Genomic DNA, 18,628 nt, shown 5'->3' on the forward strand with positions numbered 1-18,628 from the left:
ACTGGAGGAGAATTCCATGAACAAGATCGACATACGGGCCAAGACGCCCTCACTCGAAGAGATGAACCTCATCAAGAAGTTTCTCGACGACACCACGCTGTTCCTCGGACCCGATCCGGAGATCATGCAGAACCACGACCTGATGCCGCGCACCGCGCAGGAAAATGAGGCCATCGCAAAGGTCTCCGACAGCCACATCGTCGCCAAGATCCGCGACCGCATCCAGTCTGGCTGCGATGAAGGCTATGAGATGGTTGAGCAGATGGGGGCGGCCCCCGGCGCCAAGTGGGGTGACGTCATCACGGGTGTCTATTCTGCGTCCGGGGACCTTGCCATCGCCTCGGCGGGCGGCGTGCTGATCTTCTCGGCGCTCGTTCACCACCCGATCAAGTTCATTATCAAGAACTGGATGAACGATCCAACGGTGGGAGTGAAAGAGGGCGACGGCTTCATCCACAACGACAGCCGTTATGGCAATGTCCACAACACCGACCAGTCGATGATCCTGCCGATCTTCCATAAGGGCAAGCTGGTCTGCTGGGTCGCGTCGACTGTGCACGAAGGCGAAAACGGCGCCATCGAACCGGGGGGCATGCCTTCTATGGCTGAAAGCCCGTCCGACGAGGGGCTGAAGATGTCACCTTTCAAGGTGGTCGAAAACTATCAGATCAAGCGTGACATTCTCACCTTCTTACAAAATTCGGTACGTGAACCAAAGCTGCAATATGAGGACATGAAGGTGAAGCTCTTCGCCTGTCTGCGCATCAAGCAGCGCCTTGAAGAGACGCTCAACTCCGACGGGCCGGAAGCGCTGGTCTCGACCCTGCGTCTGACGATGGAAAATGTTCGCGCCGAAGTAAAACGCCGCATTTCCGAATGGCCGGACATGACGGTGAGAACCTATATCATCCAGGATTCGACACTGCGTGAAAACTGCGTGGTCAAGATCAATTGCAAGCTGACCAAGACCGGCGACCGGCTGATCTTCGACTTCCGGGGATCGTCGCCGGAATTCACCAACCGCGCTACGAACACCATCGTCGCCGGGCTGAAGGGCATGCTGGCGCAGGTCTTCCTGTGCTACGTCTGGCCCGACTTGCCGCGCGGGCAGGCGGCTTTCGCGCCAATTGAGGTCATCACCGACCCGCATTCGATCGTCAATTGCTCCTATGACGCGCCAAATTCACAGTCGCTGATGTCGATCTTCACCGGCTTCACCGCTGGCCAGCATGCGGTGGCGAAGTTTCTGTATTCCTGCCCGGCGAAGTACACCAAGGTTCACGCCCCAACCTTCAACATGATCAACACCTTCATCTGGGGCGGGGTTAGCCAGCACGGCGAAACGCTCGGCAATCTCTGCGCTGATCTGAACGGCATGGGCGGCGGCGCGCGGGTGGACCGTGACGGCGAGCACGCGTTGGCGCCGATCTTTGCCACCATGGCCGATATCGGCGAACAGGAGCTGAACGAGGAGGAAGTGCCCTTCCTCCAGCTGGTTTCCAAGAAGATGACGCGTGACGCCATCGCGCCCGGCAAATATCGCGGCGGCCAGGGTTACACGATGATGGTTGCCACCAAAGACAGCGAGCAGTGGGGCTTCATGACTACCGCTGAGGGCGCCAAGATCCCGCCGCTTCAGGGTCTGTTCGGTGGTTATGCCTGCGGCACCTATCCGCTGTGCAAAGTGCAGGATGTTGACGTTTACGACGTGCTGCTGAACGAGCCGGAGAAGTTCCGTCATTCAATTGAGGAGATCATGAACGAGCGGCCCTTCGACGGGGCGAAATATACAACTCATCATATGGGTATGGGCTTCGACATCTCGAAGCGGGGCGAGCTTTACATGATCAGTCAGGGCGCGGGTGCAGGCTATGGCGACTTGCTTGAGCGCGATCCGGTCGGCGTCATCCGCGATATCGAGGAAGGTCTCATGTCGCCGGAGGTGGCGGCCCGGATCTACAAGGTAGTCTTTGATCCGGTGACGCTGGCTATTGATTTTGATGCAACGGAGAAAGCGCGAGCCGACGAGCGTAAGGCGCGCATCGCCCGCTCTGTACCGTATTCGGAGTTCGTCAAGGGGTGGAACAAGCCGAAGCCGCCGGCCCATCTCCAGTATTTCGGTTGCTGGGGCGATGACGTTGGCACGCTCTATATGGGCTCTCCGGAAAAGACCCGGCGCGGTGATGAGCCGAGGCCGAACTATATGACACATCCTAAGGATGTGCGCATTGCCGAGCTGGAGTCGCGTTTGGCCGCCCTTGGCGCGATGGGGGGCGAAAAGCAATGAGCACAAGCCTTGCGGATATGCTGCCCGGAGGACCGGGCGCAAACCGTCTGCGGGTCTGGCTGGAGTCGTCGGGCTATGCCCGGCGGCTCCTTCTGGGTCCTGAGGGAGATCCTTGGGCGGAAGGGGCGGCGAAATATCTCTCCTTTTTTTCACAGGCGCGCGGCCTTTTGCGTGATGATGTCGCCGTTGTTCCCGTTGGCGATCTTTACCGGTCATGGATTGCGCGTCATCCGGGGCTGGCCATGGAGATGGCCGCCAAGAAGCGCGCAACCTTTCCGCTCCGCCGCATGTTGGAGGAGGAGGGGCCGCGCAAGCTTCTGGATGAGGTGGCGGAGGCGGTGGCGGCCAATCTTCAGGGACAGGTTCCCATGGTTCTCGCCATGCCGTCGCCTGCTGTCTGGCTCGACGAGGCGCAGCGCATGGTCGGGCGTGAACCCGAAGAGCGCGACGATGACGCAGTAGAGGATGCTGCGATGTATATCGCCGATTTCGTCCGCTGCGTTGCCGCACGGCCGGTTGGTGGCCTGCTGATCGAGGAGGCCGAAACAGAGCCCGGTCCGGCGGATCGCTATGCGCCGGTGTTCAATGCCGCCCGCCACTATCGTTGGGCCGTGGTTGGGCGCGGCGTTCGTCCGGGGCAAGAAACCCTGTTCGATGCGGTGATCGGCGGCGGCGATGGAGTGCAAGGTAAGGACGTCAGTGATCCGCTCTTTGCCGGTGGTGATCTGCCGGAAGGTGGCGCTACGCAATTCCGCTATGCCCGTATTCCGCCCTGCCATCCGCCAGAAGCCGTGCTCGACGCGCTGGTGCGGATGCGCGCCTGACGTTTCCTCAAGCGTCACACGCATAGGAAAGCCGGGGCCGCAAGGTCCCGGCTTTCCTGTGTTTGCACCGGCTTGTCAGTCGACGATGGTTGCTTGAGTGGCGGCGCGAAGCTCAGCCTCGCTGATGCCATCTGCAAGCTCGACGATCTTCAAGCCGCCTTCGACCACGTCGAGCACGCCGAGATTGGTGATGATCCGGTCCACGACCTGTGTGCCTGTAAGCGGCAGAGTGCACGCCTTCAGGACCTTGGGTTCGCCTTCCTTGTTGGCGTGATCCATCAGCACGACCACGCGACCGACACCGGCGACGAGATCCATCGCCCCGCCCATGCCTTTGGCAAGCTTGCCGGGGATCATCCAGTTGGCGAGGTCGCCGGTTTCGCTGACCTCCATTGCCCCGAGGATCGCCATGGCGATCTTGCCGCCGCGGATCATGGCAAAGGATGTGGCTGAATCGAAATAGGCCGTGTTCGGCATTTCCGAAACCGTCTGCTTGCCTGCATTGATGAGATCGGCATCCTCCTCGCCCGCATAGGGGAAAGGTCCGATGCCAAGCATTCCATTTTCCGATTGCAGCGTCACCGAGACGCCTTCGGGAATGAAGTTCGGCACCAAGGTCGGAATGCCGATGCCGAGATTGACATAGGTCCCATCGACAAGTTCGAGCGCGGCGCGTGCCGCCATCTGATTGCGGTCCCAGGCCATCAAGCATCCTCCCTCTGACGAACCGTGCGTTTTTCAATGCGCTTTTCGTGTCCCCCCTGAATGAGGCGGTGCACATAAACGCCGGGCAAATGGATGTAATCGGGATTAAGGCTGCCGGTCGGCACGATTTCCTCGACCTCCATCACGCATACCTTGCCGCACATCGCCGCTGGTGCGTTGAAATTGCGCGCTGTCTTGCGGAATATGGCGTTTCCGGCTTCATCCGCTTTCCAGGCTTTGACGATGGCGAGATCGGCGACCAAACCCCGTTCCAGAATATAGGTCTCATCGTCGAATTGCTTGTGCTCCTTGCCTTCGGCGATCACTGTGCCGACGCCGGTTTTCGTGTAGAAGCCGGGAATACCGGCACCGCCAGCGCGCATGCGCTCGGCCAGCGTTCCCTGTGGGTTGAACTCAATTTCCAGTTCGCCAGCGAGATATTGCCGCATGAATTCGGCGTTCTCGCCCACGTAGGAGGCAATCATCCGGCGGATCTGCCGGGTGTCGAGCAGCTTGCCAAGACCGAAATGATCAACCCCACAATTATTGGAGGCAACAATGATGTCCTTCACGCCGCTTTCGACCAGCGCATCAATGAGATTTTCCGGAATGCCGCACAGGCCGAAGCCGCCTGCCGCAATGGTCATGCCGTCGAACAAGAGCCCATCAAGCGCCTGCTTTGCCGAGCCATAGATTTTTCTCCCGCTTGCGGGTTGTGTCATGTCTTTCTCCTCTCTTTCATACGATCCGCCGCACCCGGAAACCCCGCCTCGCGGCGACGATTGGCAACGGTCCGGCGTGAAATGCGAATGCCCCTGGCATCGAGAGCCTCGGTTATGTCGGTGTCTGTCAGCGGCCTGTCCTTTGGTTCCGTCGCAATGAGCTGTGCGATCAATGTCGCGATCGCCGGGCCGGGCACACCTCCACCATCGGGGCGCGCCGTGCCGCCGCGCGCGAAGAGGGCCGAGAGCGGCAAAACCCGCACGGGTGTCTCGACCGTCAGGCCGGTTCGGATCCGGCTGACGGTTGTTTCGTGACAGCCGATGGCTGCGGCCACCTCACCATTGGTCAGTGGCTGAAGCCTCGCTGGGCCGTGTTCGAGGAAGTCTTGCTGGACGTCGATGACGAAGGCTGCGACCTCCAGGATCATGTGGTTGCGGCGTTCCACGGTGCGTTCCAGCCAGCGCGCCTGTGCAAGTGCGTGTGATCCACGCTGCCCGGCCTCAGGGTCGACCGTGATTTTCGGCAGGCTCTCGCGGTTGAGCGTGACCTGCCACCCACCGCTCTTGTCGCGTTTTATCAAGAGGTCCGGCGGGCGGCGAAAATCCGATGGCGTTTCGAAGCGTGCGCCCGGCTTGGGATCGAGGCGGCGCAGCTTGGTAACCATCGCGCCGAGCTGCTCGGCATTCACGCCGCACTGATCGGCAAGCGCTGCCATGTCGCCGCGCGCCAGCAGCGGAAGATGGGCGAGAAGTCTTCGCATCGGTTCGGTCAACGCACCCTGATCGGCGATTTGCAGGCCGAGGCATTCGCTGAGAGAGCGGGCGAAGAGCCCGGCCGGCTCCATCTCCTGAAGACGCGCCAGCACTTGCGCTGCCTCGGCAGGGGAGCAGATGGCACGTGCTGCTATGCCCTCTACCTCCATGCCAAGCCAGCCGCTTGGCTCCAGTGCCTCGGCGAAGGCGAGGGCGATGGTGCGTTCCCGCGGGGTACGGAACAGAAGCCCGATCTGGGTGGTGACGTGGCCATAGAGGCTGGCGGCTGGCGTAGCCACCCGTTCGCTTTCCCCTTCCGCCGCGCTGAACGGGGAGGGACGCCAGCGCGGCGGACCGCTGCCGGTCTTCGGCGCGGGAAAGGGGAGTTCTATCCGCAGGCAGGGATTGGTCGCCGCCTCCTGGGCCAAGGCGCCAGCAAGTTCCGCATTGTCCATCTGGAGCATAATCATGGCGCGCTGCATGATCTGCGTCATGCGCAACGAAGCGGTTTGCCTCAAGGCTATTGCGTTTATGCCGCGCATCCCTCAGATCCGCGCCGGCATTTCGCCGAGCATGCGCGGCTGGATTATGAAGGCGTCCGAGACAAGGCCGGGTCGGGGTGTGAGCGGCATGCGTTCGCCAAGCCAGATGCGCGTCGGTAATCCCACGACGGTGGCTCGGCGAAGCGCCTCGCGGTCGCCGGGCAGGGCTGCCAGCCGCGCGCGGATGTCCGCCTCGACGTGAGCGTCAAGGTCCTCACCGATGAAAACCAGCCTGCCTCGCTGATCTGCCAAAGCACCGGATTGGGGCCAGGCGCTGAGCCGCACTGGCGCATAGGCGGCCTCGTCGACACATTGTACCGCAACGGGTTGATCGAGACCGGCGACGCAGACGAGGCCCTTCACCCTGAGCAGCCGTCCAGCCCAGCGCGTGAGGATTTCACCCATTGTCACCGCAAAGCCACGCCACCCGACCGCTTCGTCCAGTGTAACGACAAAGCTCGAGACCTTGCCGGAGTGCGGCTCGCAGTGGAAGACGCTCTTGACCGCATTGCGCTGGCCGGAAAGCCAACCGGTTACGGCGGTGGGTGTCTGGCCGGAAACATAAAGTCCGCCTCCAAAAAGAACCTCTGGACTGGCCTCGCCATGATGGAGCGCAAAGCGTTGTGCCGTTGGGTTCAGCGCTTCAAGTTCCCGCTCCAGCGCGGTTCGCTCGGCGCGGCTGGCGAGATCGCATTTCGACAGCAACAGCCGGTCGGCAAGACTGACCTGCACCCGTGCCTCCCTGTGGCGGGCAATTTGCGCGCGGGCGCGCTCCGCATCAACCACGGTCAGCACGCCATCACAACGAAAGCGGGCGGAGACCTGCCGGTCCTCCATCAGTGCGCGCACTACAGGGGCTGGATCGGCAAGGCCGGTGGTTTCAATCAGCACCCGGCTCACCGGCGCGATCTCGCGTCGCGACATGCGCTCATGCAGCCGCATCAGGGCTCCCATCAAATCGCCCTGAACGGTGCAGCAGAGGCAGCCGGATTCGAGAATGACCAATGTGTCGTCCACGCGCTCGACGAGATGGTGATCGATGCCGACATCCCCGAACTCATTGATGAATATGGCGACGCCCGCCATATCCGGGCGCGCCGTGAGCGCATTGAGCAGGGTCGTCTTGCCGGAACCGAGAAAGCCCGTCAGAATCGTCACCGGCACCCGGCCACAGGCATTCCCACCGGAGAAATCGCTTTTTTTGTCCATTATTGTCAGTCCTCCCGAATGAGAGAGAAGCAGGATTCTTGCCACGTTGCGCGCAGCGGAAAGGTTGAGGCAGGAACAAGGGCTTAGCGAGAACATCGCTGACAGGCCGCATTTCAGAACCGTCCGGAAATCGGACGGTTGGCGTTCGGTGTGCGGCCAGTGGCCGGTGTGATGGCGCCGGGTGGGGGGCAAAGGCCGCAAAAAATGAATGCAATAAGCGCTTTTTTGATGTTAACCTCTCACATCGGCGGCGTCATGGCTTGGGAGAGCAGGCGGCTGGGGACCACTGTTTCAGGGAAGGAACGGTGGTTTTTGAGTGCTCTGGGGCCGCTGTAAATGGGAGGAATAACGACGATGACCGGCCAAGGTTCGCATCGGACATTTTCACGTCCGGAAAATGACGGCAAGATCATGTCATCCTGGGAGCGTTTCATGGGCGGGCAGGACCCAGCCTCGGATGCGCTTAGAAGGCTGATCGACGACTCCTGGCGGCGCTGCCATGGCATTGTCGATCCTGGGCGTTCGCATGCGCCTGATCCAGTGGTCGAAGAGACGCTGCACGGTATACTCGGCGATAACCGCGACCTTGTCAAAGCCAGCACCCCGGTCATGGCGTCCGCACGCGACTTTCTGTTTGAAACCGGCACGGTCATGGTGCTGACTGATGCGGAAGGGGTGGTTCTGAGTGTGGAGGGCGATCCCATCTTGCGCGATCCGGCGGAGCGCATTCGTCTTATGCCGGGCGCGAACTGGAGCGAGGCTGTCTGTGGCACCAACGCCATTGGCACAGCGTTGCAGATCGGCCAGCCGATCCAGATTCATTCGGCGGAGCATTATTGTTCCGGAATCAAGCGTTGGTCCTGCTCGGCGAGCGTTATCCGCGATCCGGTGAGCGGTGCGATACTTGGGGCGATCGATATTTCTGGCCTGAGCGAGAGCTACAGCCGACACACTCTTGCGCTGGCTGTGGCCGCTTCCGGGCGGATTGAGAACCGCTTGGGGCAGCGGGAGATGAAGCTGCGCTATCGGCTTCTCGATCATTGTCTTGAGCGGCTGCGCGCGCCAAGTGGCGATGGTCTGATTGTCTTCGACCGCTCTGGTCGGGCGATTAAAACCAATGATCGGGCCGCCTCGCTGATGGCAGAACTGGCCAAGGGGCGGGGCAGTCCCACGAGCGCGATCCGCGATCTGACGCTGCCTTGGCGCGAGGGGCGCGTGGCACCCGAAAATATGCCAGACTGGATCGATCACGACTGGATCGAACCGGTGCTGCTGGAAGGAGAGCGGTTGGGGGCGGTGCTGGTTCTGCCAGGTCGCAGCGCCGTCGTGCGCCGCGCGGGCCTGCGGGCCTTGCCACGTGGCGCTCCGGCTTGTGCCGATCCCTTCGACCGTCTGATCGGCCATTCGACGTCCCATCTGGAGGCGGTGCGGCGGGCCCGCCTGTTGGCCAAGAGTTCAGTGCCGGTTCTCCTGCTTGGTGAAACCGGTGTCGGCAAGGATGCCTTCGCGCAGGCTCTGCATGCCGATGGCGCACAAGGATCTGGCCCCTTTGTCGCCATCAATTGTGGTGGCTTCTCCCGTGAACTTCTGACCAGTGAGCTGTTCGGCTATGCCGAGGGTGCCTTCACCGGCGCACGGCGCGGCGGCATGACGGGTAAGATCGAAGCCGCTGACGGCGGTACGTTATTCCTCGACGAGATCGGCGAGATGCCACTTGATCTCCAGCCGCATCTTTTGCGCGTGCTCGAAGCCGGAGAGGTTTACCGCATCGGCGAAAACCATCCGCGCAAGGTCAAGCTGCGGCTGATTGCGGCCACCAATCGCGATTTGAGGGCCGAGGTTGAGGCAGGCCGTTTTCGCGCCGACCTTTTCTACCGGATTGCCGTAACGACGTTGCGGCTGCCTTCCCTGCGCGATCGGGTGGGTGACCTTTCTGCGCTGGCGGAGTATCTCCTTGCCGAAATCGCACGCCGATACGAGATCCCGGTGCCAGGTATAGAGCGGAAGGTTCTGGAAGCCTTCCATCGTCATGATTGGCCGGGCAATATCCGCGAGTTGCGCAACGTGCTCGAAGGCATGCTGCTCGAAAGCGGTGGCGCGAGCCTTGCAGCCGATCACCTGCCACCGGAGCTTGCTGGCGCGAACCGGCAGGACATTGCCATTGGCTCACCAATTGCGGCCATAGGAACGCTGGTTCGTGCCGAAAGCGAGGCCATCCTTGCCGCCATCCGTCGCCACCAAGGCAACTTGACCTCCGCCGCGCGTGACCTCGGCATCGCCAAGAGCACGCTTTATGTCCGGATTGAGCGGCTCGGCCTGAAGGGAAGTGTTGATCTGATGCGCGGTTAATCGCGATGAGCCGTTTTGCATGGATCGAGCTTAGGGGCGGGGTAATCCTATCCATGCCTTTCTTGCGATACTTCTGGCGCATTCTGTCGGTCATGTCGATCCGGGTGCAGCATCTGCATTCGTCACTATAAATAGCAAGTTGCTGGATATAATCGCGGCTATTACGCGGACAAATTATGAAGACCGCAGGCGAAGGCAGAAGCAAGGGATAAACAAAGCTAAGTCGTGGAAAAATATAGAGGCAGGCCAAAAAATAAGATGAGGAATGCAGCACTTCTGAAAATGCTGGAAAGTGGGGAAAAGTTGGAGCCGCTCGAAGCTTCAAAATTGCTGGAATCTACCTCGGTGTAAGGTGAATAGAGATGCCTCCTGCAGCCCTCATTTATAATAGATATCAATGGCGATATCAGGCGGTATATCTGTCAAAGAAAACGAAAGTGCCTCTGTTGACAGATTCCATATATCCAGTAATATTGATATATGGAAAATAATGATGCAATAACGGCTCTCGCCGCTCTGGCTCAGTCAACGCGCTTAGATACATTCCGTTTATTGGTGAAGCATGAACCTGACGGTATTCCTGCAGGAGAGCTTGCGCGCATGCTGGAAGTTCCCCAGAACACGATGTCTGCGCATTTAGCGATCTTGTCTCGTGCTGGTTTGGTGAGTAGCGAGCGCCAGAGCCGTTCAATTATCTATCGCGCTGATCTTGCGCGTTTTCGGGAGTTGACGCTGTTTATGATCAAGGATTGCTGTGGCGGGAGTGCCGAACTCTGCGCACCTCTCATAAAAAGCCTGACACATTGTTGCGAACCGACGGTGGTTAAACAGTAACACGAAGCCCACAAATCTGGTCTTCGAATAAATGGACTGATGAAATGACAGATAGGGTTAATAGCGTGCACTTTTTGCGCACGGACAACTTCGCATGTTCAATTTTCGGTGCGACACTCTTGAACGCAGGGGAGAAATAATGTCTACATTCGAACGGTATCTGACCGTCTGGGTAGCGCTTTGCATTGTCGCTGGTGTTGCGCTGGGGCATATATTCCCTGAAATTTTCCACCTCCTTGGCTCTGCTGAAGTCGCAAACGTGAATATTCCGGTTGCCGTTCTCATCTGGCTCATGATTATCCCAATGTTGCTGAAGATTGATTTCAGCGCCTTGAGGCAAGTTACCAAGCATTGGCGAGGAATCGGCGTCACGCTGTTCATTAACTGGGCTGTCAAACCTTTTTCAATGGCGCTTCTCGCCTGGCTATTCATTGGCTGGCTGTTTCGCCCTTACTTGCCTGCGGGTCAGATCGATTCTTATATTGCGGGCCTGATTATTCTTGCAGCTGCCCCTTGCACTGCGATGGTGTTCGTCTGGTCCAATCTGACAAAGGGCGAGCCGCATTTCACGCTTTCGCAAGTCGCTCTGAATGATGCGATTATGGTGGTGGCCTTCGCTCCCATCGTTGGGCTTCTGCTTGGACTCTCGGCAATTACCGTCCCTTGGGACACACTCATTTTATCGGTGTTCCTCTATATCGTTATTCCGGTGATTATTGCGCAAATCCTGCGACGCATTATTCTTGCGCGTGGGCAGCAATCCTTCGATGTAATGCTGAAAGTATTACAGCCTTTGTCGCTGGTTGCACTTCTCGCCACACTCATTCTGCTGTTTGGTTTTCAGGGAGAGCAGATCATCGCGCAGCCTATGATCATCGCGATGCTGGCCGTCCCGATCCTTATTCAGGTCTACTTCAATTCGGGCCTTGCTTACGTTCTGAACCGGCTTTCGGGAGAGCAGCACTGCGTTGCCGGACCATCCGCATTGATCGGCGCTTCTAACTTCTTTGAACTCGCTGTAGCAGCGGCAATCAGTCTGTTTGGCTTCTCGTCTGGTGCAGCACTTGCAACGGTTGTGGGCGTTCTCGTTGAGGTGCCCGTCATGCTGTCCGTCGTCTGGATCGTTAATCGTTCCAAAGGCTGGTACGAGCGTGGCACCAATCAAAAGCCCGCCAACGAAACAGGAAAATTCGAATGACCGTATTAATCTATCACAATCCGAAGTGTGGCACATCGCGCAATACTCTGGCAATGATCCGTGCCAGTGGTGAAGAGCCTGTCGTGATTGACTATCTGTTAAATCCGCCATCGCGTGAACGACTGATCGAGCTGTTAAGGTCGATGCAGATGACGCCACGACAACTGCTTCGAGAAAAAGGCACGCCTTATGCGGAGTTGGGTTTGTCCGATCTGAAGTGGACGGATGATGCGCTGATCGATTTCATGATGGAGCATCCCATCCTTATCAATCGACCAATCGTGGAAACGCCATTGGGCACCAAACTTTGCCGTCCATTAGAGCGTGTTCTTGACATATTGGAGCATCCGGTTTCGTCTTTCACCAAAGAGGACGGAGACGTGATTATTTATCAAAAAAACTCTGGCTAACGCTGCCTGTGAAACCTCAATCAGAGGCGGGTTGCATCTTCGAATGCCTCCCGCTTAGCCTTCAGATAAAGATTGTCAGCGTCACAAGTCGTATTTGTAGGAAGATCAATTCATGGCATTTAGCCCTTATAACCAAGAGTAAATGAGCGTGCATTACGGCCTTGTGTGCTAAGCTTGAGAGTGTGTTACAAACACGTCAAAGCACGATGGCCTTCAAGGCTTTTCAAATAAAGTGCCGTTCGTTCCAAGAGCGCGTTTTACAGCAGCGCGTGCCGAAGCCATGTCAGGCATGCTCCAATTTGGTTCACTGCCCAGAAACTTATCCAGAAATGCAATTGCGTAAGCGGGGACTTCCGACACGTTTTCTTTGTAAGACCACCATGTTCGAAGATCATCTGCACATTGATCAATATCAGGCAAAGTTGCGAATTCCTGTTCATGAACAGCCGCAATCGCGCAGATGCAATAATTTGTATAGAGAAACCCTTCCGGCCAGAAGCTGATAATTTCGTACATCCTGGCAGAATCGCCGGTTGCATGGCGTGGTGGTGAAATGACTTTGGCCGGTGAAAGACGAATAAGCTCCCGCAACACCAGCCCCGCCGCAAAAGTGATGAAATCATTGCGATCTATTTTGGCAAAGCGCTTGTTTTGATCGACAATCTCAACCCAGTTGAGAAAAGCCTCTGTCAGCTTCTTTTCATCAATCTCATATTCAACGTCATAGAGCGTATGCAACAAGCTCGCATGCTTGCGGAATGTCGCGCGAAACCAGCGCAACTGGCGCAATCGATGCCGAAGATCAGGCATTGAAGCCATTTGTTCTCTGAGTAGCAAATCCATGTCGCGAGCGACCTCCCGTTTGCAAATGATACTATGCGAAACCAATTGAAAAGTCAGGTCCTATTCGCTTTCAGTCACCTCTAATAATTATACATATTGACATACAAGAAAACAAATGTTCTCTATTTGCAGGATGAAGAAGCGGGAAAATATCCCGCTCGTTCTTCGTGGGAGGAGGAGAAAATGGCAATCTGGCAGTGGGCCTTATTGGGCCTGGCTATGCTTTGGGGCTTTCAGTCTTTGGGCGTCTGGTTTCAGATGCGCCACTATTCCGATGTCATGAAAGGGATCACTTCAAAGTATTCGGACGGCTTTGTGGGGGCGGGGCATGTACGCGCGCGTTTCGGCAAAGGCGTTATCGTCTTGATTGTTGTTGATCGTAATCAGATTGTCCGGCGCTTTCTGCAAATGAGCGGACGAACAGTTTTTGCCAAATTTATCCGACGCGAAGGTTTTGAGGGAATGCGCCTGAGCGAGTTGCAGGACAACTCTGAAATTGGAGAAGGAAAGCCTGAAGTGGTGGCTGCTACCAAACAGGCGATGGAGCAGATCGGTCGCATCAGCGATCAGTCCGATGGGATCGAACTCGCGGGTCTCAAAGCAGTGGGAGCATAGGAGTTGCTTGCCTGAAACAAGCAATCGAGGAGGAACAATGTCGATAGTGACAATGTTGGCGCAACATGCCGACACAACAATGCAATCTATACATTTGGCCGGAAGCATGATTTCGGATGCCGCCCTGCATGGAAAACATGCAGCGGAACACGCAGGAAATGATCTGCTTCAACTGGCTCAGGCGACAACGACCGCCCCCGCTGATGCCGGGGCTGCCACAGGCACGGGCGGCATTTCAGTCGATCAGTTCAAAGAGCGTTTGCAGAATGTTGCACAGGAAGAACAGCTTGGCTGGCTGGCTTCAATCGGGAAGCACTTCATTGGTGTGTTCCAGAAAGGTGGCGAGGTTTTTTCGGGCTTTGTGACGGGGATCATCCCAACGCTGGTCGTGCTGATGACCGCATTTTACGCGATCACGGAGCTGGTCGGTGAAAAGCGCGTTCATGGCCTTGCACGCAGTGCGGGTCGTATCGCGCTTACCCGCTACACAGTCCTGCCTGTTCTTGCGGTTTTCTTCCTGACCAATCCGATGGCCTATACCTTTGGCTCGTTTCTGGATGAGAAATATAAGCCAGCTTTTTATGATGCTGCTGTTTCTTATGTTCATCCACCGCTGGGTCTATTCCCGCACATCAATCCCGGTGAATATTTCGTCTGGGGCGGCATTCTGGTCGCGCTGCTCGAACTTGAGAAAAAAGGCGCGGTTCCGGTCGGTTATCATATCAGCGTGGCTATCTGGTACGCGATTGTCGGTCTTCTCGTCATCCTTCTTAAAGGCATGCTCACAGAACGCATCACCATGATTATGGCGCGGCGTCAGGGCATCGAACTTTAAACGGAATCCGGGGAGGATATCATGGTAAAGACCTATAAGGCAGTTAAGATTTCCCGCGGTTCCAATGGCTGGGGTGGGCCACTGGTTATTCAGCCAACCGAGCAGCGCAATAAAGTTGTTTCGGTCACAGGCGGCGGCATTCATCCGCTCGCCCGACGCATTGCCGATCTCACCGGCGCTGAAGCCGTTGATGGATTTCGCACGCCACCCATTGAAAGCGAAATGGCGGTTGTCGTTGTTGATTGCGGCGGCACGGCGCGTTGCGGCGTTTATCCGCGCAAGCGCATTCCAACCGTTAATATCACACCGGTCGGCCAGTCAGGACCACTGGCTCAGTTCATAACCGAAGACATTTATGTTTCCGGCGTGAAGCCCGATGACATTGTGCTCGCGGATGGGTCAGAAGCAAGCGCATCTGCAACATCAGCCCCTGTTGAAGAAGAGGAAAAACCGCAGCCTGTCGATCTGCCAAATGATGGCGGCATTGTCGGTATGATCAGCAGCATCGGCCGCGTGATGGGACGGGTGGTCGGTATCTTCTTCCAGGCGGGCCGCCGCACAATCGATCAGGTGGTCAGAAACGTGCTGCCGTTCATGGCGTTTGTCACGATGCTGATCGGTCTGATCCTTTATACAGGTATTGGCGATATTCTCGCCCAGCCGCTTGGCCCTCTTGCCAATAACATTGCGGGCCTTTTGGTCCTGTCTGCGATTTGCAGCCTGCCGTTTCTTTCACCCATTCTGGGGCCGGGCGCTGTTATTGCACAGGTCGTTGGTGTGGCGATTATCGGGCCACAAATTGCCAATGGCACCATTGCACCGGCAATGGCTTTGCCTGCTCTGTTTGCTTACAACGCTCAGGTTGGGTGTGACTTTGTTCCTGTTGGTCTGGCGCTTGGAGAAGCAAAGCCGAAAACCATTGAAATTGGTGTTCCGGCGGTTTTGATCAGTCGTCAGTTTATGGGCCCGCTTTCCGTTCTGATTGCCTGGGTTGTCAGCCTTGCAGTGCTTTAAAAACGGTGGGCCTGCTCTTAAAAGAGAGCAGGCCCAATCCAAGCTTATGAAAAATCAAAAGACCAGAATGAGAATACCGAGAAAGGACCATCTATGTCGATACATCTGAAAACGCGGATTACCGCGATCGGCCCGGAGGTTGCAGATCTCGCCGAAGGCGGTGTTCTGATCCTGTTTGCAGACGGCTCACCCCCTGAACTGGCAGAGGTATCTGTTCTTCACGTGGTCGAAGAGGGCCCTGAAGCAGGGGCTCCTGCAATTGGAGCAAAGATCACCATTGGCTCTCTTAAAGCCGAGATCACTGCCGTTGGTGAAAGTGCCTGGCAGAAGGTGCGCGAAATCGGGCACGTTGTGATTTCTTTCACGGGTGCGAATTCAACGGATCGCCCGGGTGAAATCTGTGCCAGCGAAATAGCAGGCGAAGACCTTGTCGCTGCTCTCAAAGAAGGGCAGATTATCACCATCGGCGGCTAGAACTGGCCGTTTTTCGGATAAGAATTGCGTGTTAAAACAGACAGTTGAAACGACTTTGGCGCGATAGACGTGAAATCGTTTTAGATGTCGATTTGAGGCTTACATAAATGGAACGCTCGACTATCGTCCGGGTGCATGAAGGGCTGCATGCGCGCCCAGCAACGCGCTTTGTTAAACTGGCCAAGGGCTTTGAGAGTGACATCGAAATTGCCAAGGCCGGGAAAAGCGTCAGTGCCAAAAGCTCCGTCAAGCTGATGCTGCTTGGCGTGAAAGAGCTTGATGAAGTGACCGTTCGTGCCGATGGAGCCGATGCGATTGAAGCCATTGAGGCTTTGATCGGGTATCTTGAAAACCCACAGGCGGGCCTTGAAGAGGCAGCCAGCCCGATTGCCTCCACTTCCCCTCAAGTCACAAGCACTCCTCAACCTGAGATCAAGAGCGAGCTTCCTGCAGGTCAGATAAAGGGCGTTGGGGCGAGTGAAGGCGTTTCCTTGGGGGCTGCGTTTGCGTTTTTTCCTGAAGAGATCAAGCCTTCGGGTCGAAAACTTTCAGCATCTGAAATTGATGCAGAAATCGACCATTTCAAATCTGCAATCGCAACTGTTCAACAGCGCATGGATGCGTCGTTGTCGGGTGGAAATCTGGCCGATGCCGACAGGGGCATCATTGCTGCATTAAAAGATATTGCCGCGGATGATAGCCTGTCCGATGAAGCGCTTGCGCTTATTCGAGGTGGCCTTGACGCTATTTCGGCCATGCTTGCGGCAGCGTCAACGGTTGCCGGGCAATTTGCGGCACTGGATGATCCGTATCTTAACGCGCGCGCAGATGATGTTCATGCCGTCAGCCGCCAGATTTGTCTGGCTCTGCTTGGCAAGGAAGACATCAATTTGGAAGGTTTGCCGGAAGGCTCGGTGCTGATCGCTGAGGACATCGGCGCGTGGGATCTGGCGCGCGCACCGCTTAAGAAGATCAAAGGCGTTGTCTGCGGCCATGGCGGGGCAACATCGCACGTGGCCATCATTGCACGCACGCACGGCATTCCGGCGGTTCTTGGCCTTGGCAGTGCAGTTCAACATCTTAAGAATGCGAAAACCGTTGCGGTGGATGGAAGCCACGGCATCGTTCATGCCGATCCGGATATAGCCACCCGCAACGAAATTGAGGCGCGCATTTTCAAAGCACTCCAGGAAAAGCAGGCACTGGATGCTTACCGCTCCATCACGCCGCGTCGTGCCGACGGTACAATCATTGAAGTCGCAGCCAATATGGGCGCGCTGGAAGAGATTGATGTGGCACTCGAAGCGGGTGCGATGGGGGTTGGATTGTTCCGCACCGAGCTTCTGTTTATGAAGCACATTCACCTGCCTTCTGAAGATATGCAGACGGAAACCTACGCGACGCTTCTAAGAGCTTTCACCCCGAACCCGGTTATTGTCCGCACGCTGGACATTGGCGGTGACAAGCCTGTTGCCGGAATCGAATTTCCAGATGAGGAAAACCCTTTCCTTGGCTGGCGGGGCATTCGCATGTGTCTCGACCGCCCGGATGTGTTCAAACCACAATTGCGCGCACTGTTGCGTGCAGCTGTGAATGGCAATCTCAAAGTCATGTTGCCTATGGTATCGGATGTTGAAGAAATCCGTGCAACCAAGCGCCTTATTGCGGAATGCATCACTGAGCTGAACAGCGAAGGCAAAGCTTTTGCCGCGTTTGACCTTGGCGTAATGATCGAGACGCCTGCGGCGGTTTTCGTTGCCCGAGAGCTTGCAAAAGAAGCGGCTTTCTTCTCCATCGGCACCAATGATCTGACACAGTATGTGATGGCTGCGGATCGCCTCAATCCAACCGTTGCAAAGCTTAACGATGTTAGCCATCCGGCTGTCATGGCTGCAATTGAGATGACCGCAAAAGCGGCAACAGAGGCCGGCATCATGGTGGGGATGTGCGGTGAAGCAGCTGGAAAGCCGGAGCTTATAGGCGAGTTTATTCGCATGGGACTGACCGAACTCAGCATGAGCCCTGCTTCCATTCCCCGCGCGAAAAAGCTGATTGCAGATATGTTTGGAAGCTAAACCTCGTCTATAAGGGACATGTTAAAAACAACGGTGCTATCCGTCTAGCACCGTTGGGTAGCATAATCTTAACTGTCACTTGCGCAGTTCAGATTCAATCTCATCGAGCGTTTTATCTTTGCCAATACCGGTTAAGAAAGGAAGCCCCTTTATGACAGGTTTGGTAACAGACGCAGAAATGGGGGTTGTGGAAACGATAAAGTCCACATTATCAGCAAGGGACGGCACTTCCGTGGCTTTTGCCTGTTGAGCATTGAAGGTCAAACCGCGTTTTTTCATCTCTTCAGTGACAGCAGCATTGACTGCGGTTGATGTCGCAACACCGGTTCCGCACGCGAAGAGAATTGTTTTCATTTTAGCCATGTTTTCCTCCATATGACTTTTGCAGCCAACAAAATGTGCAGTCTTTATTGTAATGCGGTTGTAATGTCTTCAAAGCTGCATGCTGCTTTGAGCCTGTCGAGGGCATCAGCATCCTGAATGGTTGCCATGATCTGCTGCAAGGTCTCAATCTGTTGGTCCTTGTCATTGATCGCGAGCAGAAAGACATATCCGACCGGAACTGTCTCTTCCGGATCTTCCATATTGGCAAATGCAATCGGCATTTTGAGCGTTGCAAATGCAACACCGGCCTTGATCACGTGTTCCGGGTCAGTATGCGGCACCGCAACATTGTCATCACGCTCAAGCGGCAATCCGGTTGGCATCGATAATTCACGGCTTACAACTGCATCTGCGTAGCTGGGCTTTACATAGCCCAATTTTTCCAGCTTGCCTGCCAGAATGCGGATGATCTCTTCATTGGTTTTTGCGTCACTCTGAAGCTCGATTGCGTGTGGATTGAGATAATCAATCAGACCAGCAGCCATTCCATTCTCCATTTGGAAACGACCGCACGCCTGCTTCGACGTGCGGCTTGATTATATTGCAAAATTGGCA

18 protein-coding genes are annotated in these 18,628 nt (G+C 56.4%); 11 read left to right on the plus strand and 7 right to left on the minus strand.

All coding sequences use genetic code 11. The features are described 5' to 3' along the window. Nucleotides 1-16 precede the first annotated feature (16 nt). Nucleotides 17-2,287 (plus strand): hydantoinase B/oxoprolinase family protein, encoded by a 2,271-nt coding sequence (locus tag ABE527_RS17600; protein WP_265986279.1) that lies wholly within the window; start codon nt 17-19, stop codon nt 2,285-2,287. Continuing rightward, nucleotides 2,284-3,111, plus strand: coding sequence for a hypothetical protein (locus tag ABE527_RS17605; RefSeq protein ID WP_499697732.1), 828 nt, complete (start codon nt 2,284-2,286; stop codon nt 3,109-3,111). The genes ABE527_RS17600 and ABE527_RS17605 overlap by 4 nt, the downstream gene beginning before the upstream one ends. A gap of 75 nt (nt 3,112-3,186) precedes the next feature. On the opposite strand, the gene ABE527_RS17610 is transcribed toward ABE527_RS17605, so the two are convergent. From ABE527_RS17610 to ABE527_RS17625, 4 genes are read right to left on the minus strand one after another with little or no spacing between them, the layout of a single operon-like run. After that, nucleotides 3,187-3,816 carry a 3-oxoacid CoA-transferase subunit B gene (locus ABE527_RS17610; protein ID WP_499694947.1) on the minus strand — a complete coding sequence of 210 codons (630 nt, stop codon included), beginning with the start codon at nt 3,814-3,816 and terminating at the stop codon, nt 3,187-3,189. After that, a complete protein-coding gene (locus ABE527_RS17615) occupies nt 3,816-4,538 on the minus strand; it encodes a CoA transferase subunit A (RefSeq protein WP_499697733.1) in 723 nt (240 codons plus the stop codon). The genes ABE527_RS17610 and ABE527_RS17615 overlap by 1 nt, the downstream gene beginning before the upstream one ends. Next, nucleotides 4,535-5,833 (minus strand): RNA polymerase factor sigma-54, encoded by a 1,299-nt coding sequence (locus ABE527_RS17620; protein ID WP_499697734.1) that lies wholly within the window; start codon nt 5,831-5,833, stop codon nt 4,535-4,537. The genes ABE527_RS17615 and ABE527_RS17620 overlap by 4 nt, the downstream gene beginning before the upstream one ends. Before the next feature lie 3 nt (nt 5,834-5,836). Further along, the gene (locus ABE527_RS17625) at nt 5,837-7,042 is read right to left on the minus strand and encodes a CobW family GTP-binding protein (protein WP_499697735.1); all 1,206 of its coding nucleotides are present in this window, start codon (nt 7,040-7,042) and stop codon (nt 5,837-5,839) included. A 354-nt stretch (nt 7,043-7,396) separates the two neighbouring features. Between ABE527_RS17625 and ABE527_RS17630 the strand changes: the two genes are divergently transcribed. From ABE527_RS17630 to arsC, 4 genes are all read left to right on the plus strand, one after another. Next, nucleotides 7,397-9,391 (plus strand): sigma-54-dependent Fis family transcriptional regulator, encoded by a 1,995-nt coding sequence (locus ABE527_RS17630; protein WP_499697736.1) that lies wholly within the window; start codon nt 7,397-7,399, stop codon nt 9,389-9,391. Between the two features lie 480 nt (nt 9,392-9,871). Then, complete coding sequence (locus tag ABE527_RS17635) at nt 9,872-10,225, plus strand: ArsR/SmtB family transcription factor (protein ID WP_499697737.1); 354 nt, start codon at nt 9,872-9,874, stop codon at nt 10,223-10,225. A 139-nt stretch (nt 10,226-10,364) separates the two neighbouring features. Further along, nucleotides 10,365-11,423 carry an ACR3 family arsenite efflux transporter gene (gene arsB / locus ABE527_RS17640; protein WP_265985903.1) on the plus strand — a complete coding sequence of 353 codons (1,059 nt, stop codon included), beginning with the start codon at nt 10,365-10,367 and terminating at the stop codon, nt 11,421-11,423. Further along, a complete protein-coding gene (arsC, locus tag ABE527_RS17645) occupies nt 11,420-11,833 on the plus strand; it encodes an arsenate reductase (glutaredoxin) (protein ID WP_499697738.1) in 414 nt (137 codons plus the stop codon). The genes arsB and arsC overlap by 4 nt, the downstream gene beginning before the upstream one ends. Nucleotides 11,834-12,046: 213 nt before the next feature. Here arsC and ABE527_RS17650 read toward each other — a convergent pair whose 3' ends face one another. Then, complete coding sequence (locus tag ABE527_RS17650; RefSeq protein ID WP_499697739.1) at nt 12,047-12,676, minus strand: hypothetical protein; 630 nt, start codon at nt 12,674-12,676, stop codon at nt 12,047-12,049. A 183-nt stretch (nt 12,677-12,859) separates the two neighbouring features. Here ABE527_RS17650 and ABE527_RS17655 point away from each other — a divergent pair, with 183 nt between their 5' ends. The 5 genes from ABE527_RS17655 to ptsP all read left to right on the plus strand — a co-directional run bounded on the left by ABE527_RS17655 (nt 12,860) and on the right by ptsP (nt 17,689). Continuing rightward, complete coding sequence (locus ABE527_RS17655) at nt 12,860-13,291, plus strand: transcriptional regulator GutM (RefSeq protein WP_499697740.1); 432 nt, start codon at nt 12,860-12,862, stop codon at nt 13,289-13,291. 37 nt (nt 13,292-13,328) lie between these two features. Continuing rightward, on the plus strand, nt 13,329-14,126 hold the full coding sequence (srlA, locus tag ABE527_RS17660; RefSeq protein ID WP_265985899.1) for a PTS glucitol/sorbitol transporter subunit IIC: 798 nt from the start codon (nt 13,329-13,331) through the stop codon (nt 14,124-14,126). Nucleotides 14,127-14,147: 21 nt separating this feature from the next. Then, nucleotides 14,148-15,140: a PTS glucitol/sorbitol transporter subunit IIB gene (gene srlE / locus ABE527_RS17665; protein WP_499697741.1), complete on the plus strand. Its 993-nt coding sequence runs from the start codon at nt 14,148-14,150 to the stop codon at nt 15,138-15,140. 93 nt (nt 15,141-15,233) lie between these two features. Further along, nucleotides 15,234-15,614 (plus strand): PTS glucitol/sorbitol transporter subunit IIA, encoded by a 381-nt coding sequence (locus ABE527_RS17670; RefSeq protein ID WP_265985896.1) that lies wholly within the window; start codon nt 15,234-15,236, stop codon nt 15,612-15,614. Nucleotides 15,615-15,721: 107 nt separating this feature from the next. Further along, nucleotides 15,722-17,689: a phosphoenolpyruvate--protein phosphotransferase gene (gene ptsP, locus ABE527_RS17675; RefSeq protein ID WP_499697742.1), complete on the plus strand. Its 1,968-nt coding sequence runs from the start codon at nt 15,722-15,724 to the stop codon at nt 17,687-17,689. A 75-nt stretch (nt 17,690-17,764) separates the two neighbouring features. Here ptsP and ABE527_RS17680 read toward each other — a convergent pair whose 3' ends face one another. Continuing rightward, entirely contained in the window at nt 17,765-18,052 is a 288-nt protein-coding gene (locus ABE527_RS17680; protein WP_499697743.1) for a PTS sugar transporter subunit IIB, read from the minus strand. 44 nt (nt 18,053-18,096) lie between these two features. Continuing rightward, nucleotides 18,097-18,558, minus strand: coding sequence for a PTS sugar transporter subunit IIA (locus ABE527_RS17685; RefSeq protein WP_265985883.1), 462 nt, complete (start codon nt 18,556-18,558; stop codon nt 18,097-18,099). Nucleotides 18,559-18,628: the final 70 nt, after the last annotated feature.

The sequence above is a fragment of the Brucella sp. TWI432 genome (assembly GCF_039674445.1).
GTDB lineage: Bacteria > Pseudomonadota > Alphaproteobacteria > Rhizobiales > Rhizobiaceae > Brucella > Brucella chromiisoli.

Coding starts and splice junctions, on each gene's coding strand:
- ABE527_RS17600 (WP_265986279.1), top strand. CDS start 17: ATGAACAAGATCGACATACGGGCCAAGACGCCCTCACTCGAAGAGATG.
- ABE527_RS17605 (WP_499697732.1), top strand. CDS start 2,284: ATGAGCACAAGCCTTGCGGATATGCTGCCCGGAGGACCGGGCGCAAAC.
- ABE527_RS17610 (WP_499694947.1), bottom strand. CDS start 3,816: ATGGCCTGGGACCGCAATCAGATGGCGGCACGCGCCGCGCTCGAACTT.
- ABE527_RS17615 (WP_499697733.1), bottom strand. CDS start 4,538: ATGACACAACCCGCAAGCGGGAGAAAAATCTATGGCTCGGCAAAGCAG.
- ABE527_RS17620 (WP_499697734.1), bottom strand. CDS start 5,833: ATGCGCGGCATAAACGCAATAGCCTTGAGGCAAACCGCTTCGTTGCGC.
- ABE527_RS17625 (WP_499697735.1), bottom strand. CDS start 7,042: ATGGACAAAAAAAGCGATTTCTCCGGTGGGAATGCCTGTGGCCGGGTG.
- ABE527_RS17630 (WP_499697736.1), top strand. CDS start 7,397: ATGACCGGCCAAGGTTCGCATCGGACATTTTCACGTCCGGAAAATGAC.
- ABE527_RS17635 (WP_499697737.1), top strand. CDS start 9,872: ATGGAAAATAATGATGCAATAACGGCTCTCGCCGCTCTGGCTCAGTCA.
- arsB (WP_265985903.1), top strand. CDS start 10,365: ATGTCTACATTCGAACGGTATCTGACCGTCTGGGTAGCGCTTTGCATT.
- arsC (WP_499697738.1), top strand. CDS start 11,420: ATGACCGTATTAATCTATCACAATCCGAAGTGTGGCACATCGCGCAAT.
- ABE527_RS17650 (WP_499697739.1), bottom strand. CDS start 12,676: ATGGATTTGCTACTCAGAGAACAAATGGCTTCAATGCCTGATCTTCGG.
- ABE527_RS17655 (WP_499697740.1), top strand. CDS start 12,860: ATGGCAATCTGGCAGTGGGCCTTATTGGGCCTGGCTATGCTTTGGGGC.
- srlA (WP_265985899.1), top strand. CDS start 13,329: ATGTCGATAGTGACAATGTTGGCGCAACATGCCGACACAACAATGCAA.
- srlE (WP_499697741.1), top strand. CDS start 14,148: ATGGTAAAGACCTATAAGGCAGTTAAGATTTCCCGCGGTTCCAATGGC.
- ABE527_RS17670 (WP_265985896.1), top strand. CDS start 15,234: ATGTCGATACATCTGAAAACGCGGATTACCGCGATCGGCCCGGAGGTT.
- ptsP (WP_499697742.1), top strand. CDS start 15,722: ATGGAACGCTCGACTATCGTCCGGGTGCATGAAGGGCTGCATGCGCGC.
- ABE527_RS17680 (WP_499697743.1), bottom strand. CDS start 18,052: ATGGCTAAAATGAAAACAATTCTCTTCGCGTGCGGAACCGGTGTTGCG.
- ABE527_RS17685 (WP_265985883.1), bottom strand. CDS start 18,558: ATGGCTGCTGGTCTGATTGATTATCTCAATCCACACGCAATCGAGCTT.